Below are 20,541 nucleotides of genomic sequence, written 5' to 3' on the forward strand. Positions count from 1 at the left end.
AGGCCCACCGGATCGGATCCGGTGGGCCTTGCGCTGGATATCGGTCGTGACGGCGGTGAGCTCTCGTCAGCCGCGATCACACCAGGTCGTGCTCGATCAGGCGATGCGCCAGGTGTCGCCGCCGAGCAGCAGGTCGGCGAGCTGCCCCTTGCCCTTGTCGGCGGCGGCCTGCTCGAGCTGCTCGCTCATGAGCGTGTCGTACGCCGGGCGGTCCACCGAACGGAAGATCCCGATCGGCACGTGCTCGAACGCCGGATCGTCCAGCCGCGACAGCGCGAACGCCACGGACGGGTCCGGGCGGTGCGCGTCGTGGACGAGGATCTCGCTCTCGGCCACCTCGGCGCGGCGGACGACCTCCACCCCGCCCTGGGGCGAGAGCCGTACGGCCTTCTCGTTCTCGCCGGTGCCGAAGACGATCGGCTGGCCGTGCTCCAGCCTGATCGTGATCTCGTCCCGGGTCTCCGGCTCCTTCAGGGCGTCGAAGGCGCCGTCGTTGAAGATGTTGCAGTTCTGGTAGATCTCGACCAGCGATGTGCCCCGGTGCGCGGCCGCCTCCCGCAAAACACTGTGCAGGTGCTTGCGGTCCGAATCGATGGTCCGCGCGACGAACCCGGCCTCGGCGCCGAGCGCCAGCGAGATCGGGTTGAACGGCTTGTCCAGCGAGCCCATCGGCGTCGACTTGGTGATCTTCCCGATCTCGGAGGTCGGGGAGTACTGCCCCTTGGTCAGGCCGTAGATCCTGTTGTTGAACAGCAGGATGTTCAGGTTGACGTTGCGGCGCAGCGCGTGGATCAGGTGGTTGCCGCCGATGGACAGGGCGTCGCCGTCACCGGTGATCACCCACACCGACAGGTCGGGGCGGGACGCCGCCAGCCCCGTGGCGATGGCCGGAGCCCGCCCGTGGATCGAGTGGAACCCGTAGGTGTTCATGTAGTACGGGAACCGGGACGAGCAGCCGATGCCGGAGACGAACACGATGTTCTCCCGGCGCAGGCCCAGCTCGGGCAGGAAGCTCTGGACGGCCGCGAGGATGGCGTAGTCGCCGCACCCGGGGCACCAGCGCACCTCCTGGTCGGACTTGAAGTCCTTGAGGCTCTGCTTGGCGTCGGTCTTGGGCACCAGGGCCAGGCCCTTGCCGTTGAGGCTCTCAGTCACTGTTGATCACGTCCTGGATGACTCCGGCCAGTTCCTCGGCCTTGAACGGAAGCCCGCGCACGCGGTTGTAGCTGATCACGTCGACCAGGAAGCGCGCCCGCAGGAGCAGCGCCAGCTGGCCGAGATTGATCTCCGGAAGCAGCACCCTGTCGTAGGAGCGCAGCACGTCGCCGGTGTTGGCGGGCAGCGGGTTGAGGTGCCGCAGGTGGGCCTGCGCGACCTTGCCGCCGTCCTTGCGCACCCGTCGTACGGCCGCCGCGATCGGGCCGTAGGTCGACCCCCAGCCGAGGACCAGGACCCGGGCGTCGCCGTCCTCGTCGTCCACCTCCAGCGGGGGGACGTCGATGCCGTCGATCTTGGCCTGGCGGAGCCGGACCATCCGGTCATGGTTGTTCGGGTCGTAGGAGATGTTGCCGCTGCCGTCGGCCTTCTCGATGCCGCCGATGCGGTGCTCCAGGCCCGGCGTCCCGGGGACGGCCCACGGCCGGGCCAGGGTCTCCGGGTCGCGCTTGAACGGCAGGTAGGTCGTGCCGTCCTCGCCGTTGGGCTCGGTGGTGAACTCGACCGAGATGTCCGGCAGCTCGGAGACCTCCGGCACCCGCCACGGCTCGGAGCCGTTCGCGAGGTAGCCGTCGGACAGCAGCATGACCGGCGTGCGGTACGCAAGGGCGATCCGCGCCGCCTCGACCGCGGCGTCGAAGCAGTCGGACGGGGTGGCGGGAGCCACGACCGGAACCGGGGACTCGCCGTTGCGGCCGAACATCGCCATCAGCAGGTCGGTCTGCTCGGTCTTGGTCGGCATGCCGGTCGAGGGGCCCGCGCGCTGGACGTCCACGACGATCAGCGGCAGCTCGGTCGCCACGGCGAGGCCGACGGTCTCGGCCTTCAGCGCGACGCCCGGGCCCGACGTGGTCGTCACCCCCAGCGCGCCGCCGAACGCGGCGCCGAGAGCGGCGCCCACTCCGGCGATCTCATCCTCGGCCTGGAACGTCCTGATGCCGAACCGCTTGTGCTTGGACAGCTCGTGCAGGATGTCGGAGGCCGGGGTGATGGGGTAGGAGCCCAGGAACAGCGGCAGCCCGGACTGGACCGACGCGGCGATCAGGCCGTAGGCGAGCGCCTGGTTGCCGGAGATGTTCCGGTAGACGCCCGGAGCGAGCGTGGCGGGCTTGATCTCGTAGGAGACCGAGAACGACTCGGTCGTCTCGCCGTAGTTCCACCCGGCCTGGAAGGCGGCGACGTTGGCCTTCGCGATGTCCGGCTTCTTGGCGAACTTCGCCTCGAGGAACTTGATCGTCGCCTCGGTCGGCCGGTGGTACAGCCAGGACAGGAGACCGAGCGCGAACATGTTCTTGGCCCGCTCGGCGTCCTTCTTGGAGATCGCGAAGCCTTCGAGTGCCTTGACGGTCAGCGACGTCAGCGGCAACGAGTGGACCCGCCACTCGGCCAGCGAGTCGTCCTCGAGCGGGTTGGTGGCGTATCCCACCTTCTGCAGGTTGCGCTTGGTGAACTCGTCGGTGTTCGCGATGATGTCGGCGCCGCGCGGCAGGTCGCCGAGGTTGGCCTTGAGCGCGGCCGGGTTCATCGCGACGAGCACGTTGGGGGCGTCGCCGGGGGTGAGGATGTCGTGGTCGGCGAAGTGGAGCTGGAAGCTCGACACGCCGGGCAGGGTCCCCGCGGGGGCGCGGATCTCCGCCGGGAAGTTGGGCAGAGTCGAGAGGTCGTTGCCGAATTTCGCCGTTTCCGCGGTGAATCGGTCGCCGGTCAGCTGCATGCCGTCACCGGAGTCGCCGGCGAACCGGATGATCACGCGATCGAGTTGCTGAACCTGCTTGGTCACAGCTGCTCAGTCCTCCTCGACGCGCCAAGGCGTCTTAGCTCGTGGCACGTTCTTATATCCATGCTAGATCCATCGGGCGCACGCGTTCGATTGTCGCGTGAACCGCTCATCGCCGGGGTGTGACCTGCGTCGCATCAACCGGCGGGAGGATCCCGCTCGTGGGGTGTCCGCCGGTGCGCAGATCGCTAGGGGATTCCAGGGCCGCCGCATCGACGGCCCTGTCACGATCGTTGGTAGCGCTTCGTGCGACACAGCCCCGCCGCGAGCCGGCACAGATCAACGTGCAAGCGGGCGAAGAGGATGTTGCGGGTCACGAGGTCCAACTATATGTCCCCGCGCATTCACGGTACCTTCTGGCTCCGCGACCCGCCGGTAGGCGCGACGCCGGAGGGCACGATCGGGGAGGAGTAGGTGAGGCCCGGCGTCATCTGGCCGGAGCCAGAAAGCTCGGGCACGGTCACGAAGACGAATCCGCGCTTGCCGAGCTCCTCGAGCACCTGGGGAAGCGCGTCCGCGGTGATCTGGTCGGTGTCGCGCATCAGGATGATCGAGCCGCGCTCGGTGCCGTCGACCACGCGTTGCACGATCTCCTCCGGGGTCGCGCCGGGCACGTCGCCCGCGTCGACGGTCCCCCGCACGATCGACAGGCCCAGCTCGCCCGCGACGTCGGCCACCCTGGCGTCCGTCGCACCGTACGGCGGCAGGAGGAGGGACGGGTGCTGGCCGGTCGCCACGCCGATCGCGTGCTGGGCGCGCCGGATCTGGTCGTAGATCCCGCTGGTCGGGAGCAGCGTGAGATCCCGGTGGGCCCATGTCTGGTTGGCGACGAGATCGCCCTGGTCGCGCATCTGGCGCAGCACTCCGGGCGCGGCCGCCGCGTTCGAGCCGACCATGAAGAACGTGGCACGCGCGCCGTGCGCGGACAGCGCCGCCAGCAGCCGGTCGGTGTACGGCCCCGGCCCGCCCTGGAACGCCAGCGCGACGCACTTCGCCACGGCGCAGTCGACCGTGCCGTTCAGCGAGCTGACCGCGACCGGGTTGTCGTCCAGCTTCACCGACAGCGGGCGGGTGGCCGTCTCGGCCACCGCCGTGCGGACCTCGCGTCCGAACGTCGTCAGCAGCTCGTCGGCCTCCTTGCGCGGGATGGCCACGGCCACCCGGCCGGTCGATCCGGGGCTGGACTCCTGGCCGTCGAACTCCACGACCAGGTCGCCTCGCGTGTTGAAGTTGAGCGAGTCGTAGAGCTCGGGGTCCACGACGACGCTCTCGGCGTGGACCGGCGCGTCGCTGGGCAGGTGCCTGCGCACCGTCGCCGACAACTGCTGGATGTTCGAGACGAGGCTGGTGGAGTCCACCACCTTCTCACCCCGCCGGTCGTACCAGAGGGTGCGGTAGGAGTCGACCCAGATGCGGCCGGTGTACCGGCTCTCCCGCAACCGGACCCCGACGGCGTCGGGGGACGCGGCGGTGAGCTGCCAGTCCACGTTGTATTCGAGGTTGGACAGCCCCTCCTGGTTGGCGGTCTTCTCGGAGAACCGCCGCGCCTTCTCCGACAGCTCGTCCTTGAGGCGCTTGTTGAGCGCGGGCGCGTCCGAGAGCGTGGGATAGCTGACGTGCATGTGCGGCTTGGCCGTGCCGCTGGAGATCGTCGCCACCGACAGCCCCGCCACCTCGGCCGGATCGGCGAAGGTGAGCACCGTCGGCTCCGACGCGACGCTGGCGTTCCCGTCCTGGTGGCCTCCGAGCAGGGGAAACCCGCAGCCCGCCAGGACGACGACCAGCAACGTGACGACGCCGACGAATCCGAGTGGGGGCATGACTGGAGGGTATGAGGCAATATTCGGCAATACGGCGTTTTTACTGCCCCTTTGTGTGATCACCGCGCATCTTTTGGCTGCAAACGGTAACAAGGGGGTGACGCGGCTATGATCGTGGCGGAAGCCGTACGGGCTCGGAGGCGGGCATGAACGGGTATTTCAGCTCCTATCTTGTCGTCGTCGTCCTCTTCGGCCTCGGGCTGGCCATCGTCGCCGGAGGCCTGCTCGTCAATCGGCTGCTGCGCCCCCACCGGCCCACCCCGGAGAAGCTGCTGACCTACGAGTGCGGCGTCGATCCGGTCGGCGAGGGCTGGGCCCAGTCCCAGGTCCGCTACTACGTCTTCACCTATCTCTATGTCGTGTTCGCGGTGGACGCGGTCTTCCTCTTCCCGTGGGCGACGGTCTTCGCCTCGCCCGGGTTCGGCGCCACCACGCTGATCGAGATGTTCGTCTTCCTGGTCTTCATCGCCATCGGCATCCTCTACGCCTGGCGCAAGCGCGTACTGACCTGGACGTGACCTGGACCCGACTCGGGTCGGTCGTGAGGCGGGTGCGCCGCCCGTCGACATCGTCGTCGTGGACGGCGAGGTCAACGCCTCCTCCGCGACCGTCGGGTTCCGCCGCAGGCACGTGCTGACGATCGGGTTGCCGCTGTGGCTGGCCCTGGAGCCCCAGGAGCGTGTCGCGTTGTTGGCCCATGAGATGGGTCACGCCGGCAACGGCGACTCCCGTCGCCGGTCGTACGTGACCAGCGCGATCGCCACCCTTAACGAGATCCGCCGCGCGGCCGTGCGCATGAGGGTCGGCGGCAGCATCCGGACCATCAGCACCGCGATCGCGGTCAACGCCTTCACGTGGCTGGTTCGGCTGCCGGTCACCGGCGTGATCATGGTGTTGGAGGCGCTGACGTACCGAGAGTCGCAGCTCGCCGGGTACGCCGCCGACGACAGAGCGGCCCGGGTCGCCTCGCCGGTCGCCGTGGCCGGGCTGATGGACAAGCTGATCACCAGGGCGCCCGCCGCCGAGCGAGCACCGCCCCTGCCCGGGGCGGCCGGCCTGCGGCTTCGGCCGGGAGGCGGCGGCGTGGGTTTCTCGGGCGCGGCGCCGCTGACAGCGGGCGCACATGGATGGACGGCGTGGGCGTGCGCGAGGACGGCGCTGTACCGGTGGCCGTGGTGGGGGGAGAATGGCCCTTATGGCGGTGAACCTTCCGATGCCGACGGTCGGCCCGGTGTCCCGGCTGGCTCCCAAACCGATGAAGTTCGTGCTCAACTGGGGCCGGCGGTACTCCCTGTGGGTGTTCAACTTCGGGCTGGCCTGCTGCGCGATCGAGTTCATCGCGACGTCGATGAGCCGGCACGACTTCATCCGGTTCGGGGTCATCCCGTTCGCGAACGGCCCCCGCCAGGCCGACCTCATGATCGTCTCGGGCACCGTCACGGACAAGATGGCCCCGGCGGTCAAGCGGCTCTACGAGCAGATGCCCGATCCCAAGTACGTCATCTCGTTCGGCGCCTGCTCCAACTGCGGCGGGCCGTACTGGGACTCCTACTGCGTGACCAAGGGCGTGGACCAGATCATCCCGGTCGACGTCTACGTCCCCGGCTGCCCACCCCGGCCCGAGGCGCTGCTCCACGGCATCATGAAGCTCCAGGAGAAGATCGCCGCCGAGTCGCTCGGCGACCGCTACCAGGGTGGTGGCGCGTGACCGTCTCCCCTGACGCCGGCACCGGGATCCCGGCCGCGATCCAGTCCAGGTACGGCTCGCGCGCCCGGCTCTCCGACTCCTTCGGCGAGCCCGTCGCGGACGTGGCGACGGAGGACTGGATCGATCTGCTGGCCTTCGCCAAGGCCGAGGGGTTCGTCTTCTTCGACTGGCTGACCGGCGTGGACGAGCCGCCGGACGGCTTCTCGGTCGTCGCGCACGTCTTCGACCCGGTCGCGATGGCCCACCTGCTCGTACGCACCCGGGTGCCCAAGGAGGACCCGCGGTTGCCCACGGCCACCGGCGTCTTCCGCGGGGCGAACTGGCACGAGCGGGAGACGTTCGAGATGTTCGGCGTCGTCTTCGACGGGCACCCCGACCTGCGGCCGCTCCTGTTGCCCGACGGGTTCGAGGGGCATCCGCTGCGCAAGGACTTCGTGCTGGCGGCGAGGGTCGCCAAGGCATGGCCCGGCGCCAAGGAGCCCGGCGAGTCCGGCCACGGATCGCCGAGCCGCCGCAAGATGCTCCCGCCGGGCGTGCCGTCCGGCTGGGGCCAGGGAGCCGCGTCCGACCAGGAGGAACGTGGTGAGTGAGGTGCTCGACGTCGCGGTCCGGTTAGTCGTGATCGTGGTCGTGTTCCTCGCGTTGCCGCTGATCGTCGGGCAGATGGAGCACAAGGCGATGGCGCACATGCAGTCGCGCCTCGGGCCCATGTACGCCGGTGGCTTCCACGGCTGGGCCCAGCTCATCGCCGACGGCGTGAAGTTCATCCAGAAGGAGGACGTCATCCCGGCGGCGGCCGACCGCCGGATCTTCGCCATCGCGCCGGCCGTGGCGCTCGTGCCGTACCTCGTCGTGATGATCGTGATCCCGATCGGGCCGGGGCTGTACGGGGTGGACCTCGACGCCGGGCTGTTCTTCGTCCTGGCCGTCATGGGCGTCGGCGTGCTTGGGGCGATCATGGCCGGATGGGCGTCCGCCAACAAGTACAGCGTCCTCGGTGGCATGCGGGCGGCCGCCCAGCTCGTGTCGTACGAGCTGCCGCTGGTGCTGGCCGCGTCCAGCGTGGCGATGGCCGCGGGCACGCTGTCGCTGCGCGGCATCGTGGAGCAGTGGCAGTGGTGGTGGCTGCCCTGGCAGGCCATCGGCGGTGTGGTGTTCTTCGTCGCCGGGCTGGCGGAGCTGCGCAGACCCCCGTTCGACATGCCGATCGCCGAGTCCGAGATCATCATGGGCCCGATGACCGAGTACACCGGCATCAGGTTCGCGCTGTTCATGCTCGCCGAGTACGCCGGGATCGTGGTCATGTCGGCGCTGACGACCGTGCTGTTCCTGGGTGGCTGGCACGGGCCGCTGCTGCCCGGCCCGGTGTGGACGCTTCTGAAGGTGCTCGCGCTGGCGTTCGTGGTGATCTGGGTGCGGGTGAGCTACCCGCGCCTGCGTGAGGACCAGCTCCAGAAGCTCGCCTGGGTCGGCCTGGTGCCGCTCGCCCTGCTCCAGCTCACCCTGACCGGTGTCGTCAAGATCATCACGGCCTGACATTCGTTGCTACAGCTCATCTGAGGGGTATCGCCGAGATCGTGGATGCGGCGGGGTGACGGCGGCTCGTCCGGACGGCTCGGAACGCTTCCTCAGGGCAGGTAGACGGTGTACTCAGTGAGCGGGCTGGTCAGGTCGGCGGGGAGGTTCGCCGTGACGCACACTTCCAGAGCTGAGCTGAAGGTGCCGACCGTCTTCCGGGCCTCAAGGATCTGCTCGACCAGCTCGGGCGTCATCCCCGGCAGGGTGGCGATCACCGGGCCGGGAGCGTGGTTCATGTCCACCAGGCCGCCGTCGTCATAGCGCCGGGGCAGGTCGGGCCGCCCGATACGCAGTTCCATGGCGAGCCCGGGGTCCTGCTCGGCCAGTTCGCGCGCCTCCTGGCGCAGCTCGCGGCGGTGCTGCGCGAACTGGATCGCCTGGTCGTTCCCGTACGCCACCGGGTCGGGGCGGGGGAAGACGCGGCGGCGGATGGTGAAGGCGTGCACGGTGCCGCCGACGGTGTTGAGGAGCATGCTCGCGGCGAACAGCGCGTCGCCCAGCGGGCCGGTGGGACCGCTGGTGGCGACCATGGTCACCGCGCCGACCAGGTAGAGCGTGAGGGCGGCCCAGGCGATCTGCGTACGCAGCTTGAGCGCGGCGTAGAGGAAGGAGACCGGGGTGAGGAACCCCGCGGTCCCCAGAGGGACCAGCGACCACAGGACGCTGAGGAATGTCCGTCCCCCTGGCGGGTGTGGGACAGGGGCGGGCGGCATGCCGGGCACCTGGCGGTACGGCGCCGGCCCGTGTGGCGGCCGTCCGTACGCGGGGTGCTGTGGGGGAGCGGAGGGCATGGCGGGCGCCTGCCCCTGCGGCACCGGTCCGTGCGGCGTGTGCGCATACGGCGCTTGACCCTGCGGTGCCAGGCCGTGACCAGCCTGCCCGTGACCAGCCTGCCCGTGACCAGCCTGCCCGTGCGGTGCCTGCCCGTACGGCGCCTGGCGATGCGGTGCCTGCCCATAGGGCGCCCGCAACGGGATGGTGGGCGGCGCATCGGACGTCTGCCCGTGCGGTGCCTGCCCGTACGGCGACTGTGGAGGGGGACCGGGATGTGGGGGCCGCATACTGGCAGAATAAGGCCTTTCCACCGCGCCACTTGTGGACAACCAGTGGAGAAGCCTGTGGAAACTGTGGAAAACACAGACGGGCGGATCGCCGCATTCACGTCTCGTCCGTAGTGCGCGATGATGGGGAATTGTGGCGCGCATACCAGGAGAAGGGCTGGCCAAGGGGCTGGCGGTCACGTTCAAGCACATGGTGCGCAAATCGGTGACGCAGCAGTACCCCGAGGTCCAGCCGGACCTGCCTCCTCGCAGCCGGGGCGTCATCGCCCTGGTCGAGGAGAACTGCACCGTCTGCATGCTCTGCGCCCGCGAGTGCCCCGACTGGTGCATCTATATCGATTCGCACAAGGAGACTCTTCCGGCGCCGGAAGGCGGGCGGCCGCGCGCGCGTAACGTGCTCGACCGGTTCGCGATCGACTTCTCGCTCTGCATGTACTGCGGCATCTGCGTCGAGGTGTGCCCGTTCGACGCGCTGTTCTGGGCGCCCGAGTTCGAGTACGCCGAATACGACATTCGTGACCTACTGCACGAAAAGGAGCGGCTGGGCGAGTGGGTCGAGAGTGTGCCCCCTCCTCCGCCGCATGAGATCGGTGCCGAGCCGCCCAAGGAGGCCGCCGCCGCGTCCCGGTCGGCCCGGGGACCCGCGGGTCAGCCCCCGTCGGCGCGGCAGGAGTCCGGCCGTCCGACCGCCGGTCGTCCCGGTGAGTCCGACCGTTCTGCCGGCTCCGGCCGCCCCGGCACCGCCGACGCCGTGAGCGCCTCCGGTACAGCAGGGAGTGCGGATTCGGGTCCCTCCGGCACGGCGGGGAGTGCGGATTCGGGTCCCTCCGGCATGGCGGAGACGGCGGAGAGCACCGGTCGGCCCGGCGGCTCCGGCGGCGGCCCCCGCGCACGGCGGGAGGCGCCGCGCGGCCCGGCCGCGATCCGCGCGATCCGCCCCCCAGGGGCACTGCCCCAGCGGTCGGCCGCAGGTGCGAAGCCCACCGAGCCCACCGAGCCCACCGGAACCACCGGGCCCACGAAGCCCACGGAGCCTCCTGCGGCAGGAGCCTCCGCCGACGAAGAGTCCACAGGACCGGAATCCCCAAAGGAAAGGTCGTCGCCACCAGGACCGGGCACGCCGTCCACACATGGGACGTCCACACATGGGACGTCCACACATGGGACGTCCGCACAGGGCACGTCCGCACAGGGCACGTCCGCACAGGGCACGTCCACAGGTGGCGAGTCCGCGGGGGACGCGTCCACAGGTGGCCAGCCGACAGGGGCGGGATCACCGGCCGAGAAGGAACGTTCAGTTCGCCGCGAGCCTCCGAGCCCGCTGCGGAATGTCCGTTCGATCCGGCCACCCGGGTCACTGCCGAAGAAGGACGCGCCACCTGATCAGGGAGGCGAGTCGTGACATCGCAGGTGCCGGACCTGTGGCCGCCGACCGCGCAGGAAGTCGTCTTCCTGCTGCTCGGCGCCGTCGCTCTCGGGTCCGCCCTGCTGGTGGTGACGACGAAACAACTCGTCCACGCCGCCCTCTGGCTCGTGGTCTGCTTCGGCGCGCTGGCCGGTGGCTATCTGGTGCTGACCGCCGAGTTCGTGGCCTGGGTCCAGGTGCTGATCTACGTCGGCGCGATCGTCGTGCTGCTGCTGTTCGGCATCATGTTGACCCGCGCGCCCATCGGTCGTAGCGCCGACCTCGACTCCGGCAACCGCGTGGCGGCCGTGCTGGTGGCGCTCGCGACGGCCGCGGTCCTGGTGACCGTGGTCGTCCAGGGCTTCGCGACCGCCTATACGCCGCTGGAGCCCGGTCGTGGTGCGGCGGCCTCACTCGGGTCGAGCATCTTCCGGTCGTGGGTCCTTCCGTTCGAGGCGCTGTCCGTGCTCCTGCTGGCCGCGCTGATCGGCGCCATCGTCCTCTCCCGTACCGACATCGGCGGCGCGAGCCGCGCCACCGGCCTGCCCGGACCCGACGCCGCCCCCGGCGCATCCGCGCCCACGGCGGGCGACTCCGAAGGCGGGCCGGAGCGGGTGTCGCGATCCACTCCCGTGACGAGGGCGGACAGAGAACCGGGAACAACACCCGAGAGCGGCTCCGGCGGAGGGCCGCGGAGCGATCCGGAGACCGGCTCTGACGGTGTCTCCCGGAACGGCGGTTGACGTGCACGTCGTCTATCCCGTGATCGTCTCCGCGTTGCTCTTCTCCATCGGCGTCTACGGCGTGCTCGCGCGACGCAACGCGATCCTTGTGCTCATGTCGGTCGAGCTCATGCTCAACGCGGTCAACCTCAATCTGGTCGTCTTCGACATCTGGCTGCGGGATCAGTTGCACGGCGGCCAGGTGCTCACGTTGTTCGTCATCGTGATCGCGGCCGCCGAAGTGGGTCTGGGCCTGGCGATCGTGCTCTCGGTCTTCAGGAATCGCCGGACCATCGACATCGACCGGCTTCGGGATCTCGCCGAGCGCGATCTCACGAGCCCGGGCCCGGCCGATCCGACCGGCTCAGGCCCGATCGTGTCTACCGCGTTCGGACCAACCGGCCCAGCTCCCGGCTCGACCGACCGTTCGGAGGCCGGATGATCGTCCTGGCCGTTCTCGCCATCCTGCTGCCGTTCGCCGGGGCCGCCGCCGGGCTGCTCGGGTCGCGGATCCCACGCCGTCGCACGCCGGTCTGTACGGCCCGGCGACGGGCGGCGTGGTTCGCCGTCCTGCCTGTCGCGATCTCGGCTGTGGCGGCGGTGTGGCTGGCCGCGTGGCAGGCGATCAGCGGTGAGACCGGCGCGGCGGGGACGTTGGCCGACATCGAGACCGGGTCCGTGCCCATCTCGGTCGGACTCCAGGTCGGCGAGTTGTCGGCGCTCACCGGTGTCCTCGTCACCGTCGTGGCGCTGGCGGTCCAGGTGTACTCGGTCGGATACATGCGGGACGAGCCGCGCTACCCGTCGTACAGCTCGTTCATCAGCCTTTTCACCAGCGCCATGCTGCTCGTCGTCTACGCGGGCGATCTGATCGTCCTGTACGTCGGCTGGGAGATCATGGGCCTGTGCTCCTACCTGCTGATCGGGCACTGGTGGGAAGACCGGGCCAACTCCCGCGCGGCGGTCAAGGCGTTCCTCGTCACCCGGCTCGGTGACGTCGGATTCCTGTTCGGGATATTCACGCTCGGCCTGTCGGCGGGCAGCTTCCGGATCGACGACGTCCTCGCCGCCGACCTCCCGAAAGGCACGCTGGTCGCCGCGACGCTGTTGCTCCTCGCGGGCGTCGCGGGCAAGAGCGCGCAGGTGCCGCTGCACACCTGGCTGCCGGACGCCATGGCCGGACCGACTCCGATCAGCGCGCTCATCCACGCGGCGACCATGGTCGCGGCGGGCATCTTCGTCGTCGCCCGGCTCTATCCGGCCTTCCTCGCGGCCCAGCCCACGCTGGACGTGCTCGGTGTGCTCGCCGCCGTGGGCATGCTGGGCGCGGCGCTCGCCGCCCTGGCCCAGGACGACCTCAAACGGGTGCTCGCGTACTCCACGATCAGCCAGCTCGCGCTCATGGCGGCGGCGCTGGCTGCGGGGTCGGAGCACGCGGCGATCTTCCATCTGGTGACGCACGGCGCGTTCAAGGCGCTGCTGTTCCTGTGCGCGGGCGTGGTCATCCACCACGCCGGATCGAACCTGATGAGCCACATGGGCGGGCTCCGCACCCCCCTTCCCGTGACGTTCTGGGCGATGACGATCGGCTTCGCCGCGCTCGCCGGACTGCCTCCGGCCAGCGGGTTCTTCAGCAAGGACGCCGTGATCGCGGCCATCGAGCGCTCGCACGGCCCCGCCCAGCTCTTCCTGTACGGCTGCGCGCTCGTCACCGTCGGGGTGACCGGCGCCTACTCGGCTCGCGCCTGGCTGCGGACCTTCTTCGGCTCCCGCCGTGTCGGCGCGCCGTCCCACGCGGGCGATCACGGCCATGGGCGACCGGCGGTTCCCCGCTCCATGCTCTGGCCCGTCGTGCTGCTCGCCGTGCCCGCCCTGCTGCTCGGGTTCGCCGGGGTGCGCGAGCTCGACTGGGAGTCGGCGGCGATCAGCGTGGTGATCGCGCTGCTCGGCGCCGGGGTCGTCTACGCGCTCTGGCGCTCGTCGCCCGAGCAGGATCCGGCGAGGATGCTCGGTCCGTTCCGGGTGCCCTGCGAGCGGGCGTTCTACCTGGACGCCGTCTACGACCGGCTGGTCGTCCGTCCCGTCCTGCGGCTCGCGCGCGGTGTCGTGCGGGCGGACGACCGGGTCGTCGACGGGGCCGTACGCGGCTCGGGGCGGGCGGCGGTGGGCCTGTCCGGCCTGCTGCGGCTCGCGCAGAACGGCAACGCCCAGCTCTACGTCACCGGCCTGCTCGCCGGGGTGCTCCTGATCGCGGTGGGGGTGGTGGTGCTCGGATGATCCGTGATGCCGCGATGGCCCTTGACGCCGCGATGTCCCCTGGCGCCGCCATGTCCTCTGGTACCGCGATGCCGCGTAGTGCCGCCCGGGAGGTGTCCCGCCGATGAGCTGGATCCTGATCGCGATGCTCGCCGTTCCCCTGCTGGGGGCCGCTGCGCTGCTCCTCCCGAGGTTCGCGGGACGGGTGCCGCGCGGGTACGGGCTCGCCGTCTCCGGGGCGACGCTGGCCCTCGCCGTCGTGGCGGCGGTCGGCTTCGACTACGGCCACGCGGCACGGATGCAGTTCGAGACGGATGTGTCGTGGATCCCGGGCCTGGCCCTGCGGTTCCACCTGGGCGTGGACGGGATCTCGCTGCCGCTGGTCGTGCTGACCGCGGTGCTGACGTTCCTGTGCTTCGTCCACCTGGCGGGCCGGCCGCCGAGCAGGCCGAGGGCGCTCGTTTTCACGCTGCTGGTCCTGGAAACCGGCATGATCGGCACGTTCCTCGCGCTCGATCTGCTGCTGTTCTTCGTGTTCTTCGAGGTCGTCCTCGTCCCGATGTACTTCGTGATCGCGATCTGGGGCGGTCCGGGCCGCCGGGCGGCGGCGGTGAAGTTCATCCTCTACACGCTGCTCGGATCCGCCGTCCTGCTGCTCGGGGTGCTGGTCGTCTGGTCCCAGGCCGGGACCCTCGACATGGTGGCGCTCGCCCGGGGCAGCGGCATCGCGCGTTCGGCGCAGATCGTGGCGTTCCTGGCGATCGGTGCCGGGCTGGCGGTCAAGGCGCCGATGTGGCCGCTGCACACCTGGCTGCCGGACGCCCACACCGAGGCGCCGACCGTCGGCTCGGTGCTGCTCGCCGGGGTGCTGCTCAAAATGGGCACGTACGGCTTCGCGCGCATCGCGATCCCGATCCTGCCCGAGGGCGCCGCCGCGCTGGCCCCCTGGCTGGGGGCGTTCGCGGTGATCGGCATCATCTACGGCTCCCTGGCCTGCCTGGCTCAGCGCGACCTCAAGCGGATGATCGCCTACTCGTCGGTCGGGCACATGGGGTTCGTGCTGCTCGGCTTCGCGACGCTGACTCCGGTGGGCGTGAACGCCGCCCTGTTCGGCAACGTCGCGCACGGGCTGATCACCGGGCTGCTCTTCTTCGTCGCCGGGGCCGTCAAGGACCGGTACGGCACGGCCGACATGGCCCGGCTGGGCGGCGGGATGCTGGGCCGCCTGCCGTACATCGGCTCGTTGCTGACCTTCGCCTGCGTCGCGTCGCTGGGGCTGCCGGGGCTGGCCGGGTTCTGGGGCGAGATGCTCGCGTTGTTCGGGGCGTTCCGGCCCGCCGCGGAGCTGTCCCGGCCGCTGTTCCTGACGTTCATGGTCGTCGGCGGCCTCGGGACGGTCCTGACCGCGGCGTACTTCCTGCGCATGCTGTCCCGGGTGACCCATGGCCGTCCGGCGGCGTCGGAGGGCCCGCCCGGCGGGCTGGGCGACGTGACCGCGTACGAGCTGGCCGCCTGGGTGCCGCTGGTCGTGCTGACCGTGCTCTTCGGCCTGTGGCCCAAGGCCCTGCTCGCGATCACCACGCCCGCCGTGCAGGCGATGCTCCCGGGGGTGGGCACGTGATCCAGTCGATCGACTACGTCGCGATCGCCGCGCCGCTGATCCTCGCTCTGGTGGCGGGGGCCGTGCTGCTGCTCGACGCCTTCCTGCCCCGCCGTACGCCGGGGGTGCTCGGGCTGGTCACGCTGGCCGGGGTCGTCGCGGCGTTCGGCGTCGTCGTGGCGCAGGCCGTGGGCGGCGGGGAACGGCGCACGTTCTGCGTGCCCGCGTCACTGGGCGGCGGCGGATGCTCCTTCGTGGTGGACGGGTTCACCCTGGTGCTGTCCGGGCTGCTGCTCGGCGCCGGGGCCGTGGTCGTGCTGCTGTCCATGGGCGAACTGGCCGACCGCCGGATCCCCGCCGGAGAGTGGTACTTCCTGCTGCTGTGCGCGCTGGCCGGGGCGGTCCTGCTGCCCGCCGCGCGTGACCTGGCCACGCTCGTCGTGGCGCTCGAAGTGGTCTCCCTGCCGGTGTTCGCGCTGACCGCGCTCAAGCGGTACGACGGACGGGCCTCGGAGGCGGCGCTCAAGCTCTTCCTCGTCTCCGTGGTCTCGACCGCGATCATGCTGTTCGGGATCTCGTTGTTGTACGGCCTGACCGGGACCCTCTACCTGGAGCGGCTGTCCGCGGCCCTCTCGTCCACCGCTCCCGGGGCTTCCGGAGCCGTGTCGGTCGCCGTCGTGCTGGTCCTGGCCGGGTTCGCGTTCAAGGTGGCCGCGGTGCCGTTCCACTTCTGGGCCGGTGACGTCTACCAGGGCGCGCCGGTCCCGGTGGCGGCGCTGCTCTCGGTCGTCTCCAAGGCCGCCGGGTTCGCCGGGCTGATCCTGATCCTGACCACCGGGCTGCCGGGCCAGGCGGCCGTGTGGGGCCCGGTCGTCGCGGTCGTGGCCGCGCTGACCATGACGGCGGGGAACGTCCTCGCCCTGCGCCAGCGCGCCGCGTTGCGGCTGCTCGCCTGGTCGTCGGTCGCCCAGTCCGGCTACATCCTCGCCCCGCTGGCCGTGATCGGCGGGCGCGCGGTCAGCGCCTCCGTGGCGTATCTGGTCATCTACGCGGCGATGAACCTCGGGGCGTTCGCCGTGGTCATGCTGGTCTCCCGGACGGCGCCGCGGAACGAGCTGGACGACTACCGCGGCCTGGCCTCCCAACGGCCGGGTACGGCCGTCGCGCTCGGCTTCTTCCTCGTCTGCCTGGCCGGCCTGCCGCCGGGGCTCGCGGGGCTGTTCGCCAAGGTCGTGGTGTTCCGCGAGATCGTGGCCGGCGGCCTCGGGTGGCTGGCCGTCGTGATGGCGGTCAACACCGTCATCGGGCTCTACTACTACATCGCCTGGACGGCCCAGCTGTTCACGCCCGGTCCGGCGGGCGTGAGCCGTACCCGATCGGTGCCCGTCATGGTGGCCGTCGGGGTCGCCGTCCTGGTCACGCTGGCGTTCTGCGTCGCTCCGCAGCTGGTCCTCTCCGCCTCCGGCTGAGCCTTGCCCACTGGGAACGTTCGGCCAGGCCACACACGTTGGTAAGGGTGAACGCACCAAATCGTGAGGAGGAGGCGTGCACCACAACGGCCTGCGTACCGCGATCCTTCTGGGGGCTCTCTCCGCGTTGATCCTGGCGGTGGGGGCCTGGCTCGGAGGGGGCTCCGGTGTGCGGCTGGCTCTCGTGATCGCGCTTCTGACCAACGGCGTCGCGTACTTCTTCTCCGACCGGATCGCCCTGTCCGCCATGCGGGCTCGGCCCGTCAGCGAGGTGGAGCAGCCGGTCCTCTACCGCATCGTCCGGGAGCTGTCCTACGACGCTCGGCAGCCGATGCCCCGTCTCTACGTCTCCCCGACCATGCAGCCCAACGCGTTCGCGACCGGGCGCAACCCGCGCAACGCCGCCGTCTGCGTCACCCACGGCATCCTCGGCATGCTGGACGAGCGGGAGCTCAGGGGAGTGATCGGGCATGAGCTGTCCCACGTCTACAACCGGGACATTCTGATCTCGTCGGTCGCGGCGGCGCTGGCCACGATGATCACCTATTTCGGCTACATCGGCATGTTCTTCGGCGGATCCGATGACGACGACGGCCCGGGCTTCATCGGCGCGCTGCTCATGATGATCCTCGGCCCGGTCGCCGCCTCGATGATCCAGATGGCGATCTCCCGGTCGCGCGAGTTCGCGGCGGACGAGTCGAGCGCCCGGCTCACCGGTGATCCGCTGGCGCTCGCCTCGGCGCTCCGCAAGATCGAGATGGGGGCCCGCCGGCTGCCGCTCCCGGAGAACGGGCGGCTGGCGTCGGCGAGCCACATGATGATCGCGAACCCGTTCCGCGGCGCGGGACTCGGCAAGCTGTTCTCCACCCACCCGGCGACCGCCGAGCGGGTCGCCCGGCTGGAGCGGATGGCCGGCTACCGCCGCTGACGGCAGTGGACGCACGTCAAGACACTTCCGCGCCGGCGGGCGCGTGAGGGCGCATGAAAAGACCGGTCACGTCGAGGCGAGGGTGCGTGACCGGCCCTGTCGTCTTTACGTCCTTACGTGTGGCACTGGGTCATTCGCCCGGCACCCACCACATGTACACCTTGGCGGTGAGCGGGAAGGAGTCGGTCTTCGTGGTGCCGCCCGAGGTGGGGTCGAGAGTGCGTCGCACGAGCCCGTTCGTGTTGCCGTCCTTGTCGCTGCGCATCTCCCACACGGTCAGGTTGCCGGAGTCGTCCCATCTGAGCTGCTGGGGTGTCTCGTTCTTCGGCACGTTCACGTTCACGGCGTCGCCGACGCTGTCGCTCTCCAGGTCGTAGACGCGTAGCCGCTGCTTGCCGCCCGTCATGTTGATCATCACCGCCACGGTGTTCCCGTCGTTCGCCAGGGCCTGCGGCGTGTTGTTCGCGATCACCTGCGGCACGACCTTGCGGCCGGTCGTGGCGCCGTTCTCGTCGAGGACGCGGAGTTCGGTGGTGTTCTCGCGGGTGTACCGGGACGCCAGGACGTGGCGGCTGTCGGGGCTGAATCCCTGGAGGTAGAGATCGGTCCTGAGCTTGGCGATCTTGCCCGTGGCCATGTTGACCAGCAGGGACGGGAGCTTGTCGTTCTCGTCCTGGTAGTCGATCAGGAGGCTGCTCCCGTCCGGGGACAGCGTGGTGACGAGGTCGCTCATGCCGAGGCCCTTGGGCAGGCGGCTCGCCGTGCCGGGCAGCGCACGCACCCGGTTCGTCGCGAGGTCGCGGATCACCAGCTTGTTGTCCGACTTGCGGAAGTAGGCCACCTTCTCGCCGTCATCGCTGATGGCGAGCGCCGCGAGCGACTCCTTGTCGACCTTGCCGCGGGCGTTCACCGCGTAGACCCGGGCATCGCCGAGCGTACGGGTCTTGCCGTCGCGCGTGACGAAGTTCCAGGATCCGCAGGGGACGGTGTAGTCCTTCTCCCCGCAGGACTTCACCCAGACGTAGCGGATCTGGGCGTTCGCGGCGGAGGCGGCTCCCGTCTTCGCCTCCGCCATGGTGGGGATCGCCAGCGCGGAGGTCGTCGCGGCGACGGCGGCGGCGAGGATCGCCAGTTTCCTTGTCATCGCTTGCTCCTTTCGTCACCTAGTAGATGCCGGGAGTGGTCGAAAGGTTGCGTTACGAATAGGCCACGATGTGCCGAAGGTTACATACCTTTTCCTATCACTTAAGTGGGAAACCTCTAGAAGATTCCCATATGGATGGTGTTTACTGCATCTAGCCATTTGGGGCGTTTTGGTAGACACATCATGGTGCCGGGAAGGTGTGGCATGGCGGGTATCGACGAGCGCGGCGCGTTCAGCCGTCGCGGGCTGCTCAAAGCGGCCGTGACGGGTGTGACCATCCTGTCTGCCGCCACGCTGCTGGAGGCGTGCGGCGCGGCGCCGGCGGCCGAGCGGTCCGGGTCCGGCGGGAGCGCCGCGGCGGGCACGGACACCGGCAAGGACATCGAGCTGCTCCGCGTCGCGCTGCCCGGGTCGCTGTCGAACCTCTATCCGGGCCAGGAGTCCGGCATCCTGAACTACTACGTCGCCGGCGTCTGCATGGAGGGCCTGGTCGGCGTGGACACCTCCGGCGCGATCGTGCCGGCCCTGGCGTCGAAGGTCGAGCGCACGTCGCCGACGACCTACGTCTACACCATCCGCGACGACGCGAAGTTCCACGATGGCAGCCCGGTCACCGCCGACGACATCCTCCATTCGATCGAGATGGCCAAGGACGCGAAGGTGTCGCCGAGCACCGCCAGCTACTGGGCGAACCTCGACAAGGCCACCAAGTCGGGCGCGAACGAGATCACGCTGACCAGCAAGACCGCCGACGAGGCGTTCGGCTGGATCCCGTCCAACGTCGACGCGCTGTGGATCGCCCCGAAGGCCGTCTGGGAGAAGGCGAAGAACCAGATCGGCACCGCGCAGTCGCTCCTGGTCGGCTCCGGGCCGTACAAGGTGACCGAGTTCGCCCCGGACTCGCACGTCGAGCTCACCCGGGTGGACACCTGGCGGGGCACCCGGCCGAAGGTCGCCAAGATCCGGTTCGAGTTCATCGCCGACGACAGCACCCGCCTGCTGGCGTGGAAGGCGAACAAGGCCGACATGTCGCTGAACGTTCCGCTGGCCCAGGCCCGGCAGTGGGAGTCGGCGCCCGGCACCCGCGTGGTCTACGCCGCCGATCGCTCCTACGCCGGACTGACCTTCAACGTGTCGGCCAAGCCGTTCGACGACGTCCACGTGCGTAAAGCGATCGCGCACGTGGTGAACCGCGACGCGATCGTCAAGAACATCCTGCACGGCCGGGGCCAGGTCGCGACCGCGCTGTCCACGCCCGAGCAGTTCGGCGGGCTGTGGACGCCGGAGCAGGCGACGAAGGAACTGGCCGCGATCCCGCAGTACGCGTACGACCTGGAGCAGGCGAAGAAGGAGCTCGCCCAGTCCTCGGTGCCGAACGGCTTCACCGTCTCGCTCTCGTATCCCAGCACCGGGCCGCATCTCGGCACGGCCGCGCTCGCCTTCGCCGCGGACCTCAAGAAGATCGGGATCACCCTCGACGTCAAGGAACTGCCCATCGAGCAGTGGCTGGCCGAACTGAACACCTTCCCGCCGCTGAGTTACATGTGGTACTTCAACACGACCGGCGATCCGGGCGAGCTCGCGAACTGGTTCCTCGGTGCGGACAACCCGGCGAAGTACACCAACGGCGCGATCACCGAGGCCATGGCGAAGGCCGAGGCCGAGTCCGACCCGGCCAAGCGGGCCGCGCTGCTGATCGAGGCGCAGAGCGCGCAGGCCGCCGACGTGGCGTACCTCCCGCTGTGGTGGGGACAGTCCGCGATCGCGCTGAGCGGCGCGGTCGGCGTGCGGGACTACACCTCATACACCCTGATGGCCAACTGGCCGGAACACCTGTACGCGGCCCAGTGAAAAGCCT

Annotated in this window: 17 protein-coding genes and 2 pseudogenes; 13 read left to right on the forward strand and 6 right to left on the reverse strand. The window is 69.9% G+C overall.

The genetic code is table 11. The annotated features are described in order from the left end of the window. Nucleotides 1-96: 96 nt before the first annotated feature. From QSK17_RS18050 to QSK17_RS18060, 3 genes are all read right to left on the reverse strand, one after another. Nucleotides 97-1,155: a 2-oxoacid:ferredoxin oxidoreductase subunit beta gene (locus QSK17_RS18050; protein WP_285706004.1), complete on the reverse strand. Its 1,059-nt coding sequence runs from the start codon at nt 1,153-1,155 to the stop codon at nt 97-99. Beyond that, nucleotides 1,148-2,995: a 2-oxoacid:acceptor oxidoreductase subunit alpha gene (locus QSK17_RS18055; RefSeq protein WP_285706005.1), complete on the reverse strand. Its 1,848-nt coding sequence runs from the start codon at nt 2,993-2,995 to the stop codon at nt 1,148-1,150. The genes QSK17_RS18050 and QSK17_RS18055 overlap by 8 nt, the downstream gene beginning before the upstream one ends. Nucleotides 2,996-3,336: 341 nt before the next feature. Next, nucleotides 3,337-4,812, reverse strand: coding sequence for a polysaccharide deacetylase family protein (locus QSK17_RS18060; protein WP_285706006.1), 1,476 nt, complete (start codon nt 4,810-4,812; stop codon nt 3,337-3,339). A 146-nt stretch (nt 4,813-4,958) separates the two neighbouring features. Between QSK17_RS18060 and QSK17_RS18065 the strand changes: the two genes are divergently transcribed. Both QSK17_RS18065 and QSK17_RS36190 read left to right on the forward strand, forming a co-directional pair. Continuing rightward, nucleotides 4,959-5,330 (forward strand): NADH-quinone oxidoreductase subunit A, encoded by a 372-nt coding sequence (locus QSK17_RS18065; RefSeq protein ID WP_285706007.1) that lies wholly within the window; start codon nt 4,959-4,961, stop codon nt 5,328-5,330. A gap of 58 nt (nt 5,331-5,388) precedes the next feature. After that, nucleotides 5,389-5,610: pseudogene (locus QSK17_RS36190) on the forward strand (M48 family metallopeptidase); the annotation flags it as partial. Here QSK17_RS36190 and QSK17_RS18070 read toward each other — a convergent pair. Then, nucleotides 5,520-5,810, reverse strand: coding sequence for a hypothetical protein (locus QSK17_RS18070; protein ID WP_285706008.1), 291 nt, complete (start codon nt 5,808-5,810; stop codon nt 5,520-5,522). The pseudogene QSK17_RS36190 and the gene QSK17_RS18070 overlap by 91 nt on opposite strands. Nucleotides 5,811-6,007: 197 nt before the next feature. Here QSK17_RS18070 and QSK17_RS18075 point away from each other — a divergent pair, with 197 nt between their 5' ends. The 3 genes and pseudogenes from QSK17_RS18075 (at nt 6,008) to nuoH (ending at nt 8,056) form a co-directional block, all read left to right on the forward strand. Beyond that, nucleotides 6,008-6,520, forward strand: coding sequence for an NADH-quinone oxidoreductase subunit B (locus tag QSK17_RS18075; RefSeq protein ID WP_061254126.1), 513 nt, complete (start codon nt 6,008-6,010; stop codon nt 6,518-6,520). Nucleotides 6,521-6,678: 158 nt separating this feature from the next. Further along, nucleotides 6,679-7,110, forward strand: a pseudogene (locus QSK17_RS18080) (NADH-quinone oxidoreductase subunit C); the annotation flags it as partial. Then, complete coding sequence (gene nuoH, locus QSK17_RS18085; RefSeq protein WP_285706010.1) at nt 7,103-8,056, forward strand: NADH-quinone oxidoreductase subunit NuoH; 954 nt, start codon at nt 7,103-7,105, stop codon at nt 8,054-8,056. The pseudogene QSK17_RS18080 and the gene nuoH, both read left to right, overlap by 8 nt. A gap of 92 nt (nt 8,057-8,148) precedes the next feature. On the opposite strand, the gene QSK17_RS18090 is transcribed toward nuoH, so the two are convergent. Further along, nucleotides 8,149-8,811 carry a ComEA family DNA-binding protein gene (locus QSK17_RS18090; protein WP_285706011.1) on the reverse strand — a complete coding sequence of 221 codons (663 nt, stop codon included), beginning with the start codon at nt 8,809-8,811 and terminating at the stop codon, nt 8,149-8,151. 481 nt (nt 8,812-9,292) lie between these two features. Between QSK17_RS18090 and QSK17_RS18095 the strand changes: the two genes are divergently transcribed. From QSK17_RS18095 to htpX, 7 genes are all read left to right on the forward strand, one after another. Beyond that, nucleotides 9,293-10,561 (forward strand): NuoI/complex I 23 kDa subunit family protein, encoded by a 1,269-nt coding sequence (locus tag QSK17_RS18095; protein ID WP_285706012.1) that lies wholly within the window; start codon nt 9,293-9,295, stop codon nt 10,559-10,561. Beyond that, complete coding sequence (locus QSK17_RS18100) at nt 10,558-11,307, forward strand: NADH-quinone oxidoreductase subunit J (RefSeq protein WP_285706013.1); 750 nt, start codon at nt 10,558-10,560, stop codon at nt 11,305-11,307. Before QSK17_RS18095 ends, QSK17_RS18100 begins: the two co-directional genes overlap by 4 nt. Then, a complete protein-coding gene (gene nuoK / locus QSK17_RS18105; RefSeq protein WP_285706014.1) occupies nt 11,285-11,728 on the forward strand; it encodes an NADH-quinone oxidoreductase subunit NuoK in 444 nt (147 codons plus the stop codon). The genes QSK17_RS18100 and nuoK overlap by 23 nt, the downstream gene beginning before the upstream one ends. Next, on the forward strand, nt 11,725-13,563 hold the full coding sequence (locus QSK17_RS18110; RefSeq protein ID WP_285706015.1) for an NADH-quinone oxidoreductase subunit 5 family protein: 1,839 nt from the start codon (nt 11,725-11,727) through the stop codon (nt 13,561-13,563). Before nuoK ends, QSK17_RS18110 begins: the two co-directional genes overlap by 4 nt. 103 nt (nt 13,564-13,666) lie before the next feature. Then, nucleotides 13,667-15,163, forward strand: a complete 1,497-nt coding sequence (locus QSK17_RS18115) for a complex I subunit 4 family protein (RefSeq protein WP_285706016.1) — start codon at nt 13,667-13,669, stop codon at nt 15,161-15,163. Next, nucleotides 15,160-16,611, forward strand: a complete 1,452-nt coding sequence (locus QSK17_RS18120; RefSeq protein WP_285706018.1) for an NADH-quinone oxidoreductase subunit N — start codon at nt 15,160-15,162, stop codon at nt 16,609-16,611. Before QSK17_RS18115 ends, QSK17_RS18120 begins: the two co-directional genes overlap by 4 nt. A gap of 76 nt (nt 16,612-16,687) precedes the next feature. Further along, a complete protein-coding gene (gene htpX, locus QSK17_RS18125; RefSeq protein ID WP_285706019.1) occupies nt 16,688-17,539 on the forward strand; it encodes a zinc metalloprotease HtpX in 852 nt (283 codons plus the stop codon). A 130-nt stretch (nt 17,540-17,669) separates the two neighbouring features. On the opposite strand, the gene QSK17_RS18130 is transcribed toward htpX, so the two are convergent. Beyond that, a complete protein-coding gene (locus tag QSK17_RS18130; RefSeq protein WP_285706020.1) occupies nt 17,670-18,683 on the reverse strand; it encodes a hypothetical protein in 1,014 nt (337 codons plus the stop codon). Nucleotides 18,684-18,887: 204 nt separating this feature from the next. On the opposite strand from QSK17_RS18130, the gene QSK17_RS18135 reads away from it, so the two are divergent. Then, nucleotides 18,888-20,534, forward strand: coding sequence for an ABC transporter substrate-binding protein (locus tag QSK17_RS18135; protein WP_285706021.1), 1,647 nt, complete (start codon nt 18,888-18,890; stop codon nt 20,532-20,534). The last annotated feature ends 7 nt before the right edge of the window (nt 20,535-20,541 follow it).

The sequence above is a fragment of the Microtetraspora sp. NBRC 16547 genome (assembly GCF_030268965.1).
GTDB lineage: Bacteria > Actinomycetota > Actinomycetes > Streptosporangiales > Streptosporangiaceae > Microtetraspora.